At 37.8% G+C, this 21016-nt stretch carries 15 protein-coding genes and 1 riboswitch; of the genes, 5 read left to right on the top strand and 10 right to left on the bottom strand.

The genetic code is table 11. The annotated features are described in order from the left end of the window. Nucleotides 1-58 precede the first annotated feature (58 nt). Nucleotides 59-961 (top strand): 3-hydroxyacyl-CoA dehydrogenase, encoded by a 903-nt coding sequence (locus GH715_RS17235; RefSeq protein WP_153836356.1) that lies wholly within the window; start codon nucleotides 59-61, stop codon nucleotides 959-961. A 37-nt stretch (nucleotides 962-998) separates the two neighbouring features. Here the strand turns inward: GH715_RS17235 and GH715_RS17230 are convergent, their stop codons facing one another. The 3 genes from GH715_RS17230 to GH715_RS17220 form a co-directional block, all read right to left on the bottom strand. Beyond that, nucleotides 999-1991, bottom strand: coding sequence for an LLM class flavin-dependent oxidoreductase (locus GH715_RS17230; RefSeq protein WP_153836357.1), 993 nt, complete (start codon nucleotides 1989-1991; stop codon nucleotides 999-1001). A gap of 339 nt (nucleotides 1992-2330) precedes the next feature. Then, entirely contained in the window at nucleotides 2331-4100 is a 1770-nt protein-coding gene (locus GH715_RS17225) for a YhgE/Pip domain-containing protein (protein ID WP_153836358.1), read from the bottom strand. Between the two features lie 2 nt (nucleotides 4101-4102). Further along, nucleotides 4103-6049, bottom strand: coding sequence for an efflux RND transporter permease subunit (locus tag GH715_RS17220; RefSeq protein WP_153836369.1), 1947 nt, complete (start codon nucleotides 6047-6049; stop codon nucleotides 4103-4105). 275 nt (nucleotides 6050-6324) lie between these two features. On the opposite strand from GH715_RS17220, the gene GH715_RS17215 reads away from it, so the two are divergent. After that, the gene (locus GH715_RS17215; protein WP_153836359.1) at nucleotides 6325-6900 is read left to right on the top strand and encodes a TetR/AcrR family transcriptional regulator; all 576 of its coding nucleotides are present in this window, start codon (nucleotides 6325-6327) and stop codon (nucleotides 6898-6900) included. A 24-nt stretch (nucleotides 6901-6924) separates the two neighbouring features. On the opposite strand, the gene GH715_RS17210 is transcribed toward GH715_RS17215, so the two are convergent. After that, entirely contained in the window at nucleotides 6925-10023 is a 3099-nt protein-coding gene (locus GH715_RS17210) for a rhamnogalacturonan lyase family protein (protein ID WP_163578734.1), read from the bottom strand. Between the two features lie 355 nt (nucleotides 10024-10378). Next, a complete protein-coding gene (locus GH715_RS17205) occupies nucleotides 10379-10609 on the bottom strand; it encodes a DUF3949 domain-containing protein (protein WP_153836360.1) in 231 nt (76 codons plus the stop codon). 167 nt (nucleotides 10610-10776) lie between these two features. On the opposite strand from GH715_RS17205, the gene GH715_RS17200 reads away from it, so the two are divergent. Continuing rightward, nucleotides 10777-13155, top strand: a complete 2379-nt coding sequence (locus GH715_RS17200; RefSeq protein WP_240469410.1) for a transglycosylase domain-containing protein — start codon at nucleotides 10777-10779, stop codon at nucleotides 13153-13155. Between the two features lie 433 nt (nucleotides 13156-13588). Here the strand turns inward: GH715_RS17200 and GH715_RS17195 are convergent, their stop codons facing one another. Then, nucleotides 13589-14395 (bottom strand): hypothetical protein, encoded by an 807-nt coding sequence (locus GH715_RS17195; protein ID WP_163578733.1) that lies wholly within the window; start codon nucleotides 14393-14395, stop codon nucleotides 13589-13591. A gap of 321 nt (nucleotides 14396-14716) precedes the next feature. Continuing rightward, nucleotides 14717-15823 carry a PQQ-dependent sugar dehydrogenase gene (locus GH715_RS17190; protein WP_153836372.1) on the bottom strand — a complete coding sequence of 369 codons (1107 nt, stop codon included), beginning with the start codon at nucleotides 15821-15823 and terminating at the stop codon, nucleotides 14717-14719. Nucleotides 15824-15977: 154 nt separating this feature from the next. Between GH715_RS17190 and GH715_RS17185 the strand changes: the two genes are divergently transcribed. Then, entirely contained in the window at nucleotides 15978-16790 is an 813-nt protein-coding gene (locus tag GH715_RS17185; protein ID WP_153836362.1) for an ATP-grasp domain-containing protein, read from the top strand. Between the two features lie 89 nt (nucleotides 16791-16879). Here GH715_RS17185 and GH715_RS17180 read toward each other — a convergent pair whose 3' ends face one another. From GH715_RS17180 to GH715_RS17170, 3 genes are all read right to left on the bottom strand, one after another. Continuing rightward, nucleotides 16880-18181, bottom strand: a complete 1302-nt coding sequence (locus GH715_RS17180; protein ID WP_153836363.1) for a nucleobase:cation symporter-2 family protein — start codon at nucleotides 18179-18181, stop codon at nucleotides 16880-16882. Then, nucleotides 18178-18768 carry a xanthine phosphoribosyltransferase gene (locus GH715_RS17175; protein WP_153836364.1) on the bottom strand — a complete coding sequence of 197 codons (591 nt, stop codon included), beginning with the start codon at nucleotides 18766-18768 and terminating at the stop codon, nucleotides 18178-18180. Before GH715_RS17175 ends, GH715_RS17180 begins: the two co-directional genes overlap by 4 nt. Before the next feature lie 118 nt (nucleotides 18769-18886). Continuing rightward, nucleotides 18887-18988, bottom strand: a riboswitch (purine riboswitch). 226 nt (nucleotides 18989-19214) lie between these two features. After that, entirely contained in the window at nucleotides 19215-19478 is a 264-nt protein-coding gene (locus tag GH715_RS17170; RefSeq protein ID WP_153836365.1) for a dihydrofolate reductase family protein, read from the bottom strand. A gap of 287 nt (nucleotides 19479-19765) precedes the next feature. On the opposite strand from GH715_RS17170, the gene GH715_RS17165 reads away from it, so the two are divergent. Next, complete coding sequence (locus GH715_RS17165; protein WP_153836366.1) at nucleotides 19766-20629, top strand: AraC family transcriptional regulator; 864 nt, start codon at nucleotides 19766-19768, stop codon at nucleotides 20627-20629. The last annotated feature ends 387 nt before the right edge of the window (nucleotides 20630-21016 follow it).

Raw genomic sequence — 21016 nt, 5'->3', positions numbered from 1 at the left:
ATTTTTGTGTCATAATACAGTAGTGTGCTACTAGAAAAGTGAGAAGGGATGGATAGGTATGGAGTCATATCAAAAGGTTACCGTTGCTGGTGGAGGAGTTTTAGGAAGCCAGATTGCTTACCAAACTGCCTTCAAGGGCTTTGATGTGGTGGTTTATGATATTAATGAGGATGCGTTAAACCAAGCAAAACAGCGTATTACCAAACTAAAAGATCGTTATAAAACAGACTTGGATGCAACACAAGCTCAAGTAGATGCTGCCTTTGAACGCATGGACTTTCAATCAGATTTAAAACAGGCAGTAGTAGAAGCAGATCTTGTCATCGAAGCAATTCCGGAAGTAGTGAATATTAAAAATGCATTTTACCAAGAACTTGGACAAGTTGCTCCTGAGGACACGATTTTTGCTACTAATACTTCTACATTATTACCAAGTCAATTTGCAGAAGTAACAGGAAGACCCGAAAAATTCCTGGCACTCCATTTTGCCAACGAAATCTGGCTAAATAATACAGCTGAAGTGATGAAACACGAGCAAACCGATGAGCAAGTATTTGAGGATGTTCTTGCATTTGCTAAACAAATTGGCATGATTGCTCTACCGCTACATAAAGAACAACCCGGGTATATCCTTAATTCCTTATTAGTTCCTTTACTTGATGCCGCTCAAGGTTTATTTATTAAAGGAGTAGCAGATCCCGAGACAATTGATAAAACTTGGATGGCTGCGACTGGATCACCAAAGGGACCTTTTGCAATCCTTGATATAGTAGGAATTACTACCGCCTACAACATTGTGAAACAAAAAGCAGATAAAACTGGTGATCAAGGTGCTGCAAAATTAGCAGAGCTTTTAAAGAAAGAATATATTGATAAAAACAAATTAGGAACAGCTACCGGTGAAGGATTTTATAAGTATCCTAATCCAAGTTATCAAGATCCTGACTTTCTTAAAGCATAAAGAGGGGACAGTGGTTCGTACCACTGTCTCTTTTGTTTTATCGTATCGCTTCTGCTATCAGTTGATAAGATTTCTTTTTTGCTTCAAAGTCGTGAATATTCGTGATCACCATAAATTCATCTGTTTGATAGACTTTTTGCAAGCGAGTTAGCTCTTGTTTTATCTGAGCAGGTGTTCCGATAAGACAACGCTCTCTGTTTTTCTTCATTATATCCAGTTCTTCTTGCGTAAATGATTTCTTTCGGACTTCTTCTATCGATGGTACTTTCGTATCTGCTCCTTTTCCTACACTAAGCAGCCATTTGTCTTGTGTTAATGCTAATTCTTCTGCCTCTTCTTCCGTTTCCGCACAAATGACAAAAATACAAACCATTGTTTTAGGCTGTTCCATTGAAACAGAAGGTTGAAAATTCTCACGGTACGTCTGCATTGCTTTTTCACCATGAGCAGGATTGATAAAATGACCAAAAACAAATCCTACTCCTAGCTGTGCTGCGTTTGTTGCTCCACGCTCCGACAATCCTAATACCCAAATTGGTGGCACATTCTCCACTCGAGGTCCAGCTTTCACCAGACGAAATTCATGCTCTCTTGGTAGTGAATTATGCAAAAAACCTTGTAAATCGGTGAGTTGACGCGGAAACTCGCTTAAGCTTTTGTTTTGATTGTCCGTAAGCGCTGACCGGGTAAGTTGTGAACCACCAGGCGAACGACCGACACCTAAATCAATCCGCTCAGGAAAGAATCCTGCCAATGTCTTGAATTCTTCAGCAATTTTATAAGGACTATACTGTGGTAATAAAACTCCACCTGACCCAACGCGGATGGTATTGGTTACAGAAGCAATTCTTGTCATGATAATTTCTGGAGAAGAGCTTGCCAATCCATTGGTATTATGATGCTCTGCTACCCAATAACGATGATAACCTAATTGCTCTGTCCACTGTGCAAATTCTAACGTATTTGCCAATGCTTGTTCAGGTGTATCTCCTCTGGAAATAGGTGCTTGATCTAATACACTTAATTTCATCATTCTTCGCTCCTTTTCTTAAGTGTAATTTTTTTGTGGCAATTTGAAAAATAATAAAGCTTATCTTTGTTTCGCGGACATCTATTCCGTTATTCGTAACAAAAAGGCCATTTGGGGGATGCTTGCGGACATTTGTTCCGTTATTCAGTTATTTCATTAGAAAAATAGCATGATTTGCAGTAAATAACGGAACAGATGTCCGAAAACGTCAAAAAATCACTACTTTTAGCTAAATTAACGGAATAGATGTCCGGAAACTCGACTCACAGTGTTCTTCTCACAAAAAAAAGATAGCATACCCAACTGACAGGTATGCCATCGACATTATCTAATCTACTATCATCTAAATAAATCTAATAAACGATCCCAGAAGCTCTTCTCTTCTTCTGTCTCTTCTTCCTCATCATCTTCTTCATCTTGGGTAATGCTCTCTGTTTTTATGACGAATTGAACGGATTGCACATTTTCATTTTTGTCGGAAACAAATGATTCTGCATCAAAATCTGACTTATCATAATCATTGATCATCTCATCTATTTCATCCTGCATTTGGTCAGGTAAGTCACTTGTTGAATCAGCCAATTCTGTTGTCCCATCATGTAACTCACTTGCACCATCTTCTAGTGCAGTAGTTCCGTCTTCTAATTCTACAATTCCGTTATGAAGGTCCTGATAGGCATTGGACAATTCATCAACACCATTAGTATATTCCTCAAGACCTGAATGAAATTCTTGATAATTATCGGATAGTGTCGCTAATCCTTCTTGTAATTCTTTTAAGCCTTCCTGAATATCCATTCCTTCACTTGCTGCTGCAATTTGATCAGCCATTGTTTCCAAGGAAGATGCCATATCCGTTTGAGAGTTACTTACTTCATCTAGAGTTGGTGCTACTGCTGCAAAAGCTTTGCTGACTTGGTCATAGGTACCTTTAGCTGTCCGAGCAGCCTTATACGTTTCAACTAATTTATTTACTACTTCTGAATCAGCTCCACTTTGTGTCAACTCCTTAATCTCATCCTCTGAAATATCATATGATGGAATAGCATTCATCGATTCATTCAACACATTATAAGCTTTCGTGTAATTATCCTCCAATTCCGCTAATCCATTGCTTGCCTCTCTCAAGCCATCAGCAATTTGCACAAGTCCATCCTGTAATGCACTGAAATCTCCTGTTTCCACATCTTGATCGATGGAATTTTTCATTGTGACTAGTGCTTGATCGATGGATTTACTACCACTGATCAAATCAGTTGATCCATTACTAATTTGAGTCATACCATCTTGATAGTCACTGGACCCATTTTTCAGACTGGAAACACCATTGTTCAATTCTGAAATACCATCCGCTAATTCGCCTACTGCCTCATCAATTTCCGCGGTAGCATCTGATAATGTTTCGAAATCCTCCGTGACATTATCAGTATCTGGAGAATCAATCGACATAGAGGAAGGAACAGCCGATATCTCGATTCCTGCCAATTCAAAGTCTGTAACATCTGCTTCTAATAAGAAATCCCCCTCTTTCTCCGGCATTACCGTAAATGTCACTTGTTTATTCTTACCGGCATTTGCGATGGTTCCTTGTTCTGCCTCAATATTTTGATACAACTCACCATCTAGCGAAAGCGAAATCTGTAATAAGTAATTTTCAAAGAAGATCGGATTAACATCTTCGTTCGCAGAAGTTTCTATCTCTATTTGCAAATGGCCTTCCTGACCTAACAATTCTTCTGGATTCACCTCTTCCCCATCAAGCTGATAGCGGATGGCAAAATCCCAGGGTAACGGTTTGTTTTCTAGGTCACCTTGGTAGTAAAAGGTGTCCTCAGATGCCGTAAAGGATATTTCATCCCCCTCTTTGGTTATCTCGGATAGGTCAGTCAAGTTTTTCACATTTGTATAATCACCGTAATCGACTAATTCTTGCTGTTCTTCGACTTCAAAACTATTCACGACATGCATATTTAACTCTTCACCATTCGGTTGTAAAGTAGCATATACAACCTCATCCTTAGGAGCCGCAGCACTGGCTGCAACTACGTTAAAAGGAGAGAGTGCAACTATACACACGATTACTAATAATAAAAATCGTTTTATTCTCATCATCAACCCTTCTTCTTATAAAAGTTTGCTTTCCATGTTGTCTTTTCAATTACTTTATCAAACACTAATAACATCGCTGGTAAGAAAAATACAACTAAAATAAACGCTAGTAATGCTCCTCTACCAAGTAACAACCCAATAGATCCGACAATTGGATTGGAGGACGTCATCCATAAGATAAATCCAACACTTGATAAAATTGAAGCAGAAATCAAAATCGAAAAGATTTTTTCATCAATTGTTTTCTTAATAGCTTGTAAAGCTGGCATCTCTCTTCGATTGACATGATACGCTTCTGATAATAAGATCGCGTAATCGACTGTCGCGGCCAGTTGCACTGTACTTATGATTAGATAACCTACATATACGAGTGACGAATCCATAAAGTATGGTACAGATAAGTTAAACCACACTGCCGCTTGTATGGTTAGTAATAACACAATCGGCATGGAAATTGAACGGAAAGTGATTAATAACACCACCGCAATCGCAACAATCGTTAGTACGTTAACTACTACATTATCTTTTTCTACCGTATTTTTAATATCGTACAGTGTCACACTTTCACCTAAGGCATGAACGTCATCTCCGTAATAATTTTCGGCCGTTTCTTCTGCCTCATCAATCAAAGAGAAAGCTGCATCACCTTCTGCATCCGTATTGGAATGCAAAATAATACGCGAATAATTTTCAGAATAAAATTGTTCTGTGATCGATTCATCCAAATACTCAGGAGGAATCGCCGCACTGACTGAATTGACATAAGCTAACACACTTGACACATGATCAAGTTGTTCCAATTCTTGTACCAGTTCTTCTTCTTTTGCAATATCTCCTTTTGGCACTAACAAAACCATTGGTGTATATTTACCAAACGAATCTTCAATCGTTTGTTCATCCACACCGATTCGAGTAGAATCCGGATGCTCACCTACACCATAAATAAAATTCGTATTACTTTGTGCCAAAAATGCTGGCACAATCATTAACAGAACAAGAATTAAACTTGGAATTCTAAACTTCAGCACACGTCTACCGAGATTTTTAAAATTCGGTACAATCTGTTTATGTTCTGTCTTGTCAATCCATTTGTAAAAAGTAAGTGTTAGTGCTGGTAAAAATACCATGACACTAATAAAGCTGAGCAATATACCTTTAACTAAGTTAACACCTAGATCAGCACCAATTTCGAAATTCATAAATGTAAGAGCCATAAATCCAAAAAAGGTTGTCGATGCACTCGCTGCGATAGCAGGGAATGAACGCTTCATTGCCAAACGCATGGCATTAGTCGGTTCCTCCCCTTTGTTACGAAAGTCTGAAAAGCTATGTAACAAAAAGATCGCATAATCAAGTGAGACGGCTAACTGAAGGATTGGTGCAACCGACTGGGTGACAAATGATACTTCTCCTAAAAATATATTGGTACCAAGGTTGATCAGCACCGATACGCCAATCGCCGTAAGGAAGAAAACTGGCTCCATCCAGGAATTCGTTGATACCACCAAAATAATGATGATAATCGGAACTAAAAGTAAGGCAGCATAAGCTGATTCTGATCCCGCCATTTTCTGTGATTGCGCGGTATCTACAGCTTCCCCTGACAGCGCATTTTCCTCACCAATTAATTGATAAATTTGATCGGTAATTTCTACCTCATCCCCGTCACGAATATGAAAAGACAACAGTGCATTGTTATCTTTATAATAAGTTTCCACTGTATCTTCGTCAGCAATTTCAATCGGTGTTTTAATATCAATGGCATCATCTAACCAAGTTACATCACTAACACCATCAATAGCTGCAAGCTGTTCTTTATATTCTAATGCTTCCTGCACGGTTACATCATGCATTAAAACCCGAGCATTTGCCACAGACGCTTCAAACTCTTGTTCCATCGTATCCATTGCATTTGTTGATGGCGCGTCGTCTGGCAAGTAATCCACCATATTATAATTAACAGATACGGCGAATTGCGTAATTACACTAATCAGAGCAACCACGATAAAAGTAATAACAATTGATTTTTTATGTTGAATTATTTTTGTTGAAAGGTCAATCGTTGTTCATCCTCTCTTGCAAATTTCCTCAATCCACTTTAATATTATATAGACACCGTGTTGGATATTCAACAAACAGTTTTGGATATTGCGTTTATTTTCCAACACATCATACTTTTTTGTTGGAAATTAACAAAAAGTTCACAAAGTAAGGAGTGTTTTCATTGCCTGACAAATTAGATCGTCGCAAAAAATACACGCGAATGGTCTTAAAAGACAGCCTGATCCAATTAATGAATGAGAAAACTTTTTCATCGATAACTGTCAAAGAAGTATGTGCTCTTGCAGATATTAATCGCTCTACCTTTTACACACATTTCACCGATGTTCACGATTTACTTTATTCCATCGAAGAAGAAATTATTGAAGAAATGAATAAATACTTGAATGCATTTAATTTTATTGTGGAAGAAGAGTCAATTCAAATGACGGAGCAGTTGTTAGTATATATCAAAGATCGAAAAGAAATCTTCGAAGCATTATTGGAGAATAATACAGGGACAAGCTTTGAAAAAAGAGTGATGGATATTGCAAGACTTTTTTTAATAAACAAAACGGATACTGCTAACATAGACGCTGCTTCTTACTTAAGCACCTTTATCGTGTCAGGGGCCATCCATGTTATTAAAGATTGGCTACTGAATGATCAAACACAATCACCGAAACAAATGGCTGAATTGATAAGTCAATTTTGCAATAAAGGACTAGGGGCAATGGAAAATGAGAAGCCCAGAGAATAGTTTTCCCTGGGCTTTGTTGTGAAATTACCAGTTTTTCAGCACGGTTTCAGCATCATTCACTAGTCTTTCTTTAACATCATCTCTTAGGTCACTTCGACTTAAATGTTTCAAGAAATCTTGAAGCTGTTTTTTGGCTTGCTTGGTTCGCCCCTTTTCCAGATGATGTTCGACCTGTTGTATTTTATTGTTCAATACTTGATCACTTTCTTCTATTGCTTCCAAGTTCACTTGATGTTTTAAGCTTGCTATAGATGGTGTGTAGTCTACAGTAGGAAATTCTAGTTCACCTGCCAACACTTGATTGCGAACATCTTCACCTAAATAATAACTAATATGTGGTGGTTGATTATAGGTTGTGTTTTGCCAAGCGATCCCCATTCGATACACAGAATCATGCATAAGAGTTGGCAAACGATATTCAGTAGGTATCGTTGTACTGAAAATTCTTAATTCAGAGCTATCTTCCGTTGGGAAAATCACTTCTTCTCGCCAATCTCCTAGAATATCTGCTTGCAAACTTGGATTTGCTTTCGTTCCATTATTACTTACTACATCTTCAAATGCTTCGATAACATTTGCTTCACCTGTGGATTCATCATATTTAGTGATCGTAGTGTGATCCAGTAATTCATGTAATAGATCACCATCCCAATAGGTGACAAAATTGACTGGAAGGCCGATATCTCGGAAACTATCCTCGATTACATCACCTTGGACATTATACACACCACCACCAGTTTCAACAGTTGCGCCACCCGTACCCCAATATTCATATCCTGGTTTGGATGTGATATTTGCCGCTACTCCTCGACCTGCATCTTTATAGGCATAGAACGCTTCTAATGTTTCACCTGTTGCGCCATCATGATACTCTAATGAAGCTACTTCTGAATCTTCTCGCACGCCAAATACATGCAGTCCCTCACGATCAGGATCAAAAGCTCCGACATGTAGGGCATCTCCATGGGAGCCTTTCACCCGACCCATTTCGCCACCCATTGCGTATAAAATCGAACCATCATGATCCAAAGTTAAGGAACCAGCGATGATTTCATCAAAGCCATCATTGTCTACATCGCCTGTAGCTAAGTTATGGTTACCTAAACCTTCACCGCGTCCTGCTTCATCTGTGTCAAATGTCCAATCTTCTACAAGCGTACCATCTTGGAGACTGTAGGAAACAAAGGTCGTTCTTTCATAATAACCTCGACCATAAATCGCACTTGGTGTTTTTCCATTCACATAAGCTAATCCAGATAAGAAGCGGTCAGAACGATTATAGAAAGTATCCCCCCATGAAGCCCCTTGATCTCCTTCTTCTTTTTCAACCGGAAACGCAAAATCAATCGTATCAATGGCTTCACCTGTTTCACCATCGAAAACTGATACATATTCAGGACCTGTTACAACATGTCCTCCTTCATTAATCCATCTACCATCATCCTCTGGGTTACCGATTACACTAATCACTTTATCTTCATCAAACACACCGTCTGTTACACCATAAACCGTTGTAGCATCCGCTGTTTTGATCAAAAATTCTGACTTGCCGTTACCATTCATGTCTCCCACAACAAATTGATGGTATTGTGGTCCTGATGTTAAGTTCATTCCCATATTCATTCTCCATAATGGGGTACCATCCAGTTTGTAAGCATCAAATATAGTAGGACCAGTAATTACATCTTCAAGTGCTGTCATGGCATTGGATGGTCGCCATTTTAATATAATTTCATATTCCCCATCACCATCAAGATCACCAACACTAGCATCATTGGCAGAGTAAGTGTAATCTCCTGTTGCTGTCGTTCCACCTTCAGGTTTTTGAAGCGGGATGGATAAATAGTTTTGATCTAAGCTGTCGACTTCATTTGTTTCCGTTAGATTACCATCTACAATCGTTTCAACCTGATACGTATCTCCTTTTTTTCCATCTTCATCTGTATAATTCGTCACTTCCAGTGGTTCTTCATTTAATTTTTCACCATTACGTAATACGTTAAAGGTAACATCTCGATCGTATTCATCAGCCAATAATCGCCATGATACAAAAATGCCATCCTCTGACGGTAATGCAATAACACCACGATCCAACCATTCCGTATCACGGTTTGTGTCAGGTGGGGCTAATCGATTATAAACATAAACAGTTGCTGTCCGTTCAAATGTATTTTCTACTTCTTCGGATTCCGCCAATATCCCTTCAAACGTATAAACCGCAGATTCATCCGGGTCCCAAGCTTGTCCTACCTCTTGCCAGTTTTCCACAGCAACTTCAACAGTAGAATTATCTGCTAATGTTACTGGCACTGTTTCCGGTAGACCAATAGAATCAATATTGGATGTAGTCTCTCCCACATACACTCTTTGATATGGAAGCCTTTCAACTGTAGTAATTACATTGTCTTCAATCGGAATGTGACTTAATTCTATATTATCTACGTAAGTTGTCCAAGTATGGTTATTTCCTGATGTTCGTACACCAACTAATTTCAACTTGTCAATTGAACCATCAAATGGAACATCATTCAAAGACACCGTATGACTTTCATCACCTATGGAAAATAGAATTTCATTGTCAATAATGTTAAAGATGATTTCTACCTGATACCAAGCCTCAGGATTAGTAATTTCGGTTTCGACTGGCTTCTGATTACCAGCAAAAAAAGTTAAAGGTGCATTATTGGTATTATTAACGGTAAATATTGTATTTCCTGCTGCATCTTCAATGCGAAGCTCTCCACCATTTTCGTGAGGATGAACACCTTTATCGTTATTTTTACCAGGATACCAATCTAATTTAACTTTCATTTCTGCACCCTTAACTGCATTGTCAAATTCCTTTGTTGCGACACGTCCACCAGACTGATCGACTATGCTAAAATCTAGCTTTTTAGTATCGTTGCCTGCAATATCTTCTTCATTAATGGACAATGTTGCAGCAAAGGTAGAGAAGCCCCAATTATCAAATTCTAACGGTTCAGCATCACCAAAATCCGTCGCATATACGGTTTGATAATCTTCGTTTGCAAAGGCTGTAGGTACAATAGAAAAAGAGGATAAAATCAAGATTCCAATTGTCAGCAATATCAATTGTTTTTTCAGTCGACTTTTAGCGCGCACTATTCACTTCAGCTCCTTTTAAAAGTTATCACAATAGAGATTACTTGCACACCGCTCTGCTCCCCTCCTTCCTGCCCACCGAAAGTAAGCGCATACATTATTGTGGTGTAAAACATAATCTCTACATCAAGCCTAGCAACCTTTGATATTCCAGGCTATATCATTTTTTTGCAAAATACTGATCTATTGATATTACTAGCATTTTAAGTTAAATAATACTTTTTTGCATGAGCTAATTCCAAAAAAGCAAAAAAAATCTAGTACTTCTTTTCTACTCTATCATCAAAGACCGAGATCAAAAAGTACTAGACTTATCCATACATATATGTATATTCTCCTCCGATATTACATGCATTTACTTTTGCTTTAATTTGTAAATGATATATGCCATCACGTTAGCTAATATAAATACAGGATTACCTTGAGTATTTGCATGCAGAATCTGTTCAGCAACGCTTTTACTATTATAGTATTCTGACTGATTCTGTTCACATCTGATCTGTTCTTCTTTTACCCCTGTTAAATAGCGATACTGAAAAGGGACAAGCACTAAGCTTAGTAAGAGGTATGCGCCTAGCGCTCCCATACAATTTTCTCTTTAACATATGTACGAATTAACATTACTAATGGTTTCATTTTCCAATAATTATCATATACATGTATAGAAACGAGTTCCTGTTACATATAGTTTACAGATTTAAAATTATGGTTTTTCAACCAGAAGGAAGGTTAGAGAGCTTGAGTAAAGTAACAATGAAAAGATCCACCCGAAGAAAAAAAAGGAGATTCATCAAATTTATCATCGCAACCTTTCTCATTTTCTTATCTTTGTTCATTATCGGAGGTCTCTCGCTTTTCGCCCTTGTTCAAGATACTCCGGAATTATCGGAAGATCAATTACAAAATCCAATTACTTCTGTTATTTATGATAAAGATGGGAAGAAGGTTGCTAATATTGCGGGGGTTGAACATCGCTTACCCGTAAGTATTGACAATGTTCCGATAGAGGTACAGAATGCTTTTATTGCAATAGAAGATGCTCGCTTCCAAAAGCATTCCGGAGTTGATTTAAAACGTATCGGCGGAGCATTGTTGGCCAATTTAGAAGAAGGCTGGGGAGCTGAAGGTGGTAGTACAATCACACAACAAGTTGTAAAAAATACGCTCCTTTCTCCGGAAAAAACATTTAAAAGAAAAGTGCAGGAAGCATACCTTGCTTTACAAATGGAGAAGAAATATTCAAAGGATCAAATTTTAGAAATGTATCTTAATACCATTTATTTTGGTCATGGTGCATATGGTCTTGGGGCAGCGGCAGAAGTGTACTTTAACAAAGATGTCAGTGATCTGACCGTTTCAGAAGCTGCATTACTTGCCGGACTTCCACAACGACCAAGTGGGTATAATCCTTTTAAATATCCAGAAGAAGCAGCAAATAGAAGAGAACTTGTATTATCAGCGATGGAAAGACATAATTTTATCTCTTCAGATAGAGCGGAAGAGGCAAAGACTACAGAGGTTGAAAGTTTGCTCTCACCAAAACAAAAAAATAATTCCTATCAAGTGTTTATTGATTATGTCATAGAAGAATTGCTTGCAAAAGGTTTTGAGGAAAATCAACTTTATAATGGCGGATTAGAGATTTATACGACACTTGATACAGAAACACAGTCCTATACTAACGAAGTAATGACAGGGACGGATACGATCCCCTTTCCTGATGAAGCCTTTAAAGCGGGCGTTGTATTAATGGATACTAAAACGGGTGCCATTCGAGCAATCGGCGGAAATCGTGACCCTGAAAGTAACGAGGTACAACGCGGATTCAATTTTGCCACAGATATAAAACGTCAACCCGGTTCAACGATAAAGCCGATTTTAGACTATGGACCGGCGATTGAATACAACAAATGGTCTACCTATCAACAGATCAAAGATGAAAAACTTGAAATAGATGGTAAAGAATTCAAAAATTATGATGGCAGATTCCATGGCATGGTATCGATGAGAGAGGCATTGGTAAAATCCTATAATATTCCGGCAATCAAAACATTTTTAGAATTAGAAGAGGAGCAAGCAAAACAGTTTGCTGCCAATCTTGGTATCAACTTGGAACATGCTTACCCTTCTTATGCTATTGGCGGATTCGGTGATGAAGATGGTGTTTCCCCATTAGATATGGCTGGTACCTATGCTGCCTTTGGAAATAATGGACAATATCACGAGCCTTATGCGGTTACGAAAGTAGAATATCCAACAGGTGAAGTACAACAACTACAATCAGAAGGTATAAAGGCGATGAATGACTACACTGCCTATATGATTACAGATATGTTAAAAGATGTGGTCGAAGAGGGTACCGGTACACTTGCCAAAATTGATGGTTTGCCAATGGCTGGTAAAACAGGAACAACAAACCCTCCAGAAGGTATTACCAATGGTTCTACCGATTCTTGGTTTGTAGGCTATACAACAGAATATACTGCAGCTGTTTGGACCGGCTATGAGACCACTTCTACCGAACAATTCGTCAACCAAGAAGATGCACGGATTTCCAGATTATTATTTAAGGAAATTATGTCCCATGCTTCTCAAAATATTGAAACCGCAGACTTCACAAAACCAGCAAGCGTCGAAGAAGTACAGATTGATATGCGCAATGGCAAAGTTGCCTCTCATCACACACCTTCCAGCAGTATCGTAACAGAGTTATTTGTGAAGGGTACGACAATACCAACGGAATATATACCAGTACAAAAGCAGACAACAAACGAGAATGCGAAACAGCAGGAAGAAAAAGATCAGGAAAAGGAGAAGGAACAGGTAGAAAAGAAGAAAGAGCAAGAGAAGGAAAAAGAGAAAAAAGAAAAGGCTGAAAATGAAGGCAATCAGAAAAAAGAAAAACAGGAATCTAATGACAAGAATGCTTCCGATCGTGATAAAAAAGAAGAAAAACCAGATAAGGATACCAACAGCAAATCAGAGCAAAAAGATAAGAAGGAAGAAAATAAGAAAGATCCTAAAGATGAACCTGATTCTAATCAAACAGAGCAACCCGATTCTGATGAAGAGCCGAATAACAAAGATGAAAGCAAGGAATCGAATGAAAATGATAACGAAGAAGAGGATTAAACAAGGGACTGCAGATGGTCATGAACTAGCAATTGGTTCATGACCATCTACTATTGTTTGATCGACTTGTACTTTTCATAGTAAAAACCACTGTAGATAAGTTAGTTATTATATGTTATTTTAATACTATACTGTTAAATAGTGGAGTTGATATTATCTACAGCAATATAATCTATCGATGTTTAACGGTTTTGGTAGTGTTATTATTTTTTAGTTTAGCAATCGTTAAAAACACTATAGAAGATGATACTTTACCAATATCCATCATTTCCTCTATCATTTTTATCCTAGCTATATGGTTGATCATTTTGAAGAGGAAAATCCAAAGAATAGACAAATAAATGGACGATAGAGCGTCAGTGTATCCTCCGTTGCAAACAAGCTTGTCATGTGGGTGTCTTGAATGGCATGCATAGATTGTCTTCCCTATCTATTATTTACTCCGATTCAAAAACATATATCCGATCATCGCCAGCAACAATATCTTTTGTTCACGAGAAATTCGATTGGAGATTTCCACCATATCGTTATCTATTTCTTTAAAAACTTCTGTGTACTCATGCGGAAATCTGCCATTATAGAAATAAGCCCAGCGACGTCCATCCTGATCACGAATATCAAAATCACCATTTCCCCCACTCGCTTTTACTGGAAGGATCATTTGACCTTCCCGATCCAATATTCTCCCTTTAATCTGCAATATACTTTTAAACTCTTCTTGTTCATATTGACCAATAAAGCGATCTTCGTCGTCATACACATCTAACATTGTCTTTTTAAATCCTTTTCTCTTAAAGGTAAACAATTTTTTATCTTGATTAGAAAAATAACTTACGCTATAAGGTAGAAAAGAAAAAAGGGAACTCATTAATATAGCAATCGGATATTGCCACCATGCCAAGGATGTGAATTTATATGTTCCTAAAAAACTACCTGTTTGCTCAAACACAAGTAGTTGCGTAATAAACGTTGCATCTTTTTTTAACACTACATGGTCAATATCTTCTAACGTTCGTTCAGATAAAGGAATATCTACATCTTTAACTTTTTGATATTTATCTCTACTCATGAAAGCAATAACAATTAAGAAGATAAAAGGTATAAGCATTGACCCTGCTTCCAACCACTCATCAGTATTTGATGGTGTTTCAACAATTAAGAAGCCAGCAAAAATCAACGTTATGATACCCAAAAAAATTATCGCTAATCTTTCTCTCCGTTTATACATGTTAGCAATCACTTCTAAATCCCCCTAAAAATAAACCATTTGATCAATTACCATTTTATACTAATTTAACCTTTGTCCTCAAGTCAATTATTCTTTAGATAATGGACTATTTCCATGGAAGCCGGGCACTTTTCCACGGAAGAGACTTCCCTCCTCCGAGGATAATTTCTTCTCCTCCCGGGATAATGTCATCTCTTCCGGGGATAATCGACTATATCCTCGGAAGCGGTGCACTTTTCCCCGGAAGAGATGAACTTTTCCAAGGAAGAGACACTACTCCTCCCGGGATAAATGGGTAATGCTCATGAGGAGAAATGCTCGCTTCTCTCTTTTTTAATTCAAATTCTCAAGTGGAACTTTATATAATATATCATCCGCTTCTTCCGGGTTACCACGCCCATCAGTATTATTTGTAATCACATATACGTTTTCCTCATCAATGAGTACATCTCTTACTCTACCAAGACCGGAAATTACTTCACTATATTCTTCTGTATCAAGGTTAAATTCGAGTACTGCTGTTCCGCGCAATGCTGCTACATATAATCTCTCATTGTAATAATCAATACCAGACGGAGCCCAGGTTGTATCTGCACCTGAGGTAAATAATGGTGTGATCATCCCTTCTTGCTCTTGTTCACCTTCAATAATCGGCCAACCATAGTTCTCGCCAGCTTCTATTTGATTGACTTCATCATTCGCACTGTTGCCATGTTCACTTGCATATAAGGTGCCATCATCCGCCCATGTTAAGCCTTGAGGATTACGATGCCCATAGCTATAAACATAAGAATCTTCAAACGGGTTATCTTCAGGTATCGAACCATCTATGTTCATTCTTAAAATTTTTCCACCTAACGATTCCAGTTCCTGTGCGATTTCAGGGTCAGATGCATCTCCGGCTGTGGCATAAAGTTTATCATCAGGACCCATTTTTAACCTTCCGCCATGATGGTAGGCACCACTTGGAATTTGATCTAGCAATACCTCTTCCTCCTTCCAAGTTTCACCGTTAAATTGGAGAGTCACAATTCTATTAAATTGCCCATGTTCATCCTCATACGTGTAGTAAGCATAAGCCAAATGAGATTCAGAGAAATCCTGACCTAGTACAAATCCTAACAGTCCTGCTTCTGCAGCAGTTGCAAGCTCTTTTTCAAGCTCTACATTTTGCCTTTCTACTTGCCCATTTTCTATCTTCACAATATTTCCTGGTCTTTCTGTCAGATAAAAAGTATCATCTACTTTTTCAATGGCCCACGGAACATCGAGGTTTTCTGCAATGATTTCCTGTTCATCTGAACTGTCTAATTCCTTTTTGTTCTCTAATTCAGCGGAGCTTCCTGGCTGCTCTTCCATTGAATTTGGTTGATCATCCCCATTACAAGCCGTAACAAAAAACATAATAAGCAACGAAAAACGTAGACCTTTTACTAGCATCATTTCACTCCTCCAAAAATAGTAGAGTTCTTATCCTCATGATAACGATTTTAGTCTTTCGATGCTAAAATATTGAATCAGCTAAAAAAAGTCTAGCTTTTCTCAAAAACCATGCTAATATTATATTGAAAAACTAAATATGGAGAAATGAAAAATGAAACTAATTTCCTTTAACGCATTCCGAACGATTGGTATAGCGGGAGTTCGCTATATCAAGCCGGAGCATATGTTTAATGAGATCGATATTATTAAAGAAGCAGATCTGATTCTGTTTCCTCAAAACTGGCAAGTACCTACTCTCGTTTATGGGTTAAAAAAGCAAATTTTCCCTAGTATTGAAACGGTGCAGATTGGTGCTAATAAAATTGAAATGACACGTGCCTTATGGGCAGTTGCAAAAGAATATGTGCCTTACACCGAAATTTTGGCAAGCACAGATGGTAATATCGCAAATGTATTAGAGACTTTTCCCTTCCCTTTTGTTGTTAAAGAAGCAAAAAATTCAATGGGTAAAGGTGTTTTCCTAATTGAAAATGATAGACAATTTATCGATTATGCCCGTAATAATGACGTACTCTATGTTCAGGAATATTTGCCAAACGCTGGGAAGGATTTGCGTGTTTGCATCGTCGGTGATCAAATTTATGATGCTTATTGGCGGATTGGACAAGAAGGAGAATTTCTACACAATGTCGCAAAAGGTGGAGAAGTTAGTCATCAATTGATACCTGGGGATGCACTGGACTTAGTCTTAAAGATTGCCAAACTATTAAATATAAATCACGCAGGGTTTGATATACTAGTAAGTGAAGGCAAATATTACATTTTGGAGTTTAATGTGTTATTTGGTAATCAAGGGCTCAAGACGCAAAACAAGACAGTTGCCCAAACCATTCATCATTATATATCCCAAAATTTCGTCCCACCACATCCCACTTCCCCTTCACCTGGGAAAGTTATTTCTTAGTAATAGTTAGAGTGGGAAACTACAGATGATTAGCACAGTGATAAATGTATCAAAAGCCAGCATACCATTTCTTGTATGCTGGCTTTTCATTACGCTGCTTTTTCTGAATCTGTCATGTTCGATTGATCTTTCTTTCTAAAATTAAAAATAACATTTAAACAAATTGCGGTTAAGCTTCCGATTACAATGCCACTTTCTGTTAGGATTTTAAGACTTTCAGGTAGTCCCGCAAAAATCTCTGGAACAACCGTTACTCCAAGCCCCATTCCTACTGAGCATGCAACAATCAATAAATTTTCTTGTGATGAGAAATCAACATTAGTTAACATCTTAATTCCGTAAGCAATGACCATACCAAACATCGCCACCATTGCTCCACCTAGTACCGCATTTGGAATAACCAACGTTAAAGCTCCAATTTTTGGTACAAGACCAAGTAAAATCAACATCACACCGGCTGTATAAATCACATTATTAGTTCGGACTCCAGATAATTGAATTAACCCAACATTTTGCGAGAAAGTTGTATACGGAAAAGAGTTGAATAAACCACCAAAGATAATCGCTACCCCTTCTGCACGATAACCTCTCTCCAAATCTTTATCTTCTAGCTTTTTATCACAAATATCTCCTAGTGCAAAATATACTCCTGTTGATTCTACAAGACTGACAATTGCCACGAGTGTCATCGTCAAAATAGGTGTTAAATGAAATTCAGGTGTTCCAAAATGAAATGGCGTCGGCAAATGCAGCCATGTACTCTCCGCTACTGGACTTAAATCGACCATTCCCATAAAAAATGCTGTAACTGTTCCTAATAAAATTCCAAGTAATATGGCAATTGCTTGAACAAACCCCTTCCCGAAACGGAAGATTATTAAGATCACTATTAGTGTTCCAAAACCTAATGCTAGATTGGTGAAGCTGCCAAAGTCAGCACTTCCTTCCCCTCCTGCTAAATCATTCATGGCTACTGGAATTAACGTAATCCCAATTATCGTAACAACTGATCCGGTAACAACTGGTGGAAAGAACTTAATCAGTTTACTAAAGAATTTTGCAATTAATACGACGATCAGACCGGATACGAGAATGGATCCATAAACGGATGTGATACCATAATTATTTCCAATCGCAATGATCGGACCAACTGCTGTGAAGGTACAGCCTAACACAACAGGTAAGCCAATACCTGTGAATCTATTCTTCCAAACCTGCAAGATACTTGCTACCCCACACATTAATATATCAATCGAAATCAAGTACGTGAGCTGTTCATTTGTAAGGCCAATACTAGCTCCGACAATCAAGGGAACAATCACTGCGCCCGCATACATCGCTAACACATGCTGTAAACCTAAAGATGCCATTTTTCCTTTTGTTAAGTTCATTGTGCATACTCCTTCTCGCTGATAAATTCAATTGTTTCATTTTCTAAAGATTTTATCCGAGCTAACGACTCAATCTGATAACCTTTGCTGCGTAAAATGTCGCCGCCATCTTGAAATGCCTTTTCAATAACTATGCCAACACCTGTTACATGTGCATTCGTTTTTTCTACAATGTCGATTAGAGCTAATGCTGCTTGTCCATTGGCAAGAAAATCATCAATGATTAATACATGATCGTCCTCGCTAAGAAATTTTTCTGCAATCGAAATTTCATTTGTTTCTTGTTTGGTATAGGAATACACCGTAGAAGTGAGTAATCCATCCTTTAATGTTAAAGATTTTTTCTTACGAGCAAAAACAACAGGAACATCTAAGATTAAACCTGCCATGACGGCAGGGGCAATACCAGAAGATTCTAGTGTAACGATTTTGGTAATCTTTTTATTTTCAAATCGTTTCACAAATTCTTTGCCAATCTCATGCATTAATTGTGGATCTATTTGATGATTAAGAAATTTATCCACTTTTAACACGGTATCTGAAAGTGCTATTCCTTCTTCGATTATTTTCTGTTGTAGTTTTTCCATGATCGCCACCCCTTTTTAAAAAATAAACCAATAAAAAACCCAAAGATCGATACTCACCATATGAGATGAGCAATGATCTTTGGGTATTGTTCGTTATTGGTAAAAATATGAATTACTATAACGTCCATTGCTCACTCATAGTCAGATCATTTACGGTAATCTGGTAGAAACTTGTAGGCCGTATCCCTACGATTATATGAGTGAATATTATTAAATTATTATTTCTACATTGTAACATGTTATCATTTGTTTTCAAGATGTTTTTTAATATTTATTCTGCAAATCACGAATTATTCTCAATCAATATACAAAAACATTCGTTTTTTCACTTATGATAGCGTAACCACACATTACCTGACTGGAACACTTTACTATTTAGGAACTGTAATGTTATGGTATCGTTTAATCCGCTCCATAACCGCTTATCATCTGCTAATGCAACAGGATTAACGATCAAATGGTCTAACAAGTCCACACTCGCTTAAAGCTGACACCAAATCTGAGCTAGCCAACACTAACATATTCCTTCCATTTTGTTGCTTAAGATGTCTCAGCTGTTTTTCTAATTCATCTCCATTAATCAAGGTGGTATTTTTCCAGGTTACCTGATCTAATGTATTAGAAAAAACGATTTTATCATACTGATTCATTCGTTCAGCTGTCTCTGGAAATTTCTCATAAGCAACGGGAGTTTGCCATATAGCTTCCATATGCTGAAAGGTTACTCTATCAAATAATAATGTTAATGTAAAAACGGTAGTAAATAAATAATGGTGAATTTCCCCATTTTTTTCCGTAAATCATTTACTAATAGCTTTATTTTAATATAATGAATGATATAAAGTGAGATGATAACCTCCCACTCCTCACCAAGAAAAGCATAATTAGAGTATTTATGCTAGTCGAACCACAACATCGAACCGGTCCTATAAAAGCACAAAATGACAGGTTTTTGTCAGTAGAAACCTTTAATATAATAACCAAGGAGTTGAGCGATATGGCAATGGTCGAATCATTACAAAAGGCAATAGACTATATGGAGGAACATTTACTGGATAACATTACGATTCAGGATATTGCAAACCAAGCACACCTTTCTCCCTATCATTTTCAAAGAATATTTCTTATTCTTACCGAGGTTACCGTTGGAGAATATCTGCGCAGACGGCGGTTAACTTTATCGGCACAGGAATTAATGAGTACAGATTTCAAAATTATCGACCTTGCCCTTAAATATGGCTACGACACTCCTGAAGCTTTCTCAAAAGCCTTTCGCAAGCAGCATGGTATCTCACCAAGAGAAGCACGAAAGGGACTGACGGGGCTTCAATCCTATAATCGCCTGCAAATTCAGGTACAATTGAAAGGAGTAGAATCGATGAAGTATCGCATTGTGGAAAGAGAAGAATTTAAAGTTGTTGGTGTAAAAAAAGAGGTTCCTTGTTCTAACGAGGGCTTACCTCAAGCGAATATCATCCCTCAGTTTTGGGCTGAGTCTTCGCAAAATGGTACTATCCTAAAGCTGGCTTCGTTGATAAATGGAGAAATAAAAGGATTATTAGGGGTCACTACTGATTATGACAACTCTAACCAACAAATAGAATATTGGATTGGTGTAGAGACAAGCAGCCAAACACCTTCCCCTTATTCCGAAACAGTAATTCCTGCAGCAAAATGGGTGGTATTTGAAGTAAATGGACCGGTACAAACTGAGATGCCAAAAGCGTGGAAACAAATTTATGGAGAATGGTTCCCATCAAACGGCTATGAGCCACAAGACATCCCACCCTTAGAAGTTTATTTAGATGATGACCCTAGCCAACCAGACTCCTCGAATGAAATATGGGTGGCAATTAAATAATATAGGAAAAGCGCTGAACACCCGTTTAGAAACGTAGCGACTGGAGCGAATCAACTGAGATAAAGGAATCACGGTGAGTTTACGAACCGATGATGACTTATCGTAGGGCGATTCGTGAAGTCGCCTAGTTTCTGGGCCCTCGGCGCTAGACAAGCACCCAATTTTTATGCTTTCTTTCCTTAGTACAAAAAACAAGGCTAAGTTTTACTTTAAGGTAAAAAGTCAGCATTGTAACTTTTGATAACCTTTTAGTCTAGCGAAAAACTGTCGGTCATAACTAGTAACTTCATGAATGCTGCATAGCTCAAGTATGAACAGATTGGCTAAAAAAGCGAAACGCCTACCATTATTGAACTACCCCCACTTAACCTCCTTTCAGGATGTTTG

It is taken from the genome of Gracilibacillus thailandensis (assembly GCF_010994055.1).
In the GTDB taxonomy this organism is placed as follows: Bacteria; Bacillota; Bacilli; order Bacillales; family Amphibacillaceae; genus Gracilibacillus; species Gracilibacillus lacisalsi.
The sequence above is the reverse complement of the archived record's forward strand: the minus strand, read 5'-3'. Positions and strand labels throughout refer to the sequence as shown.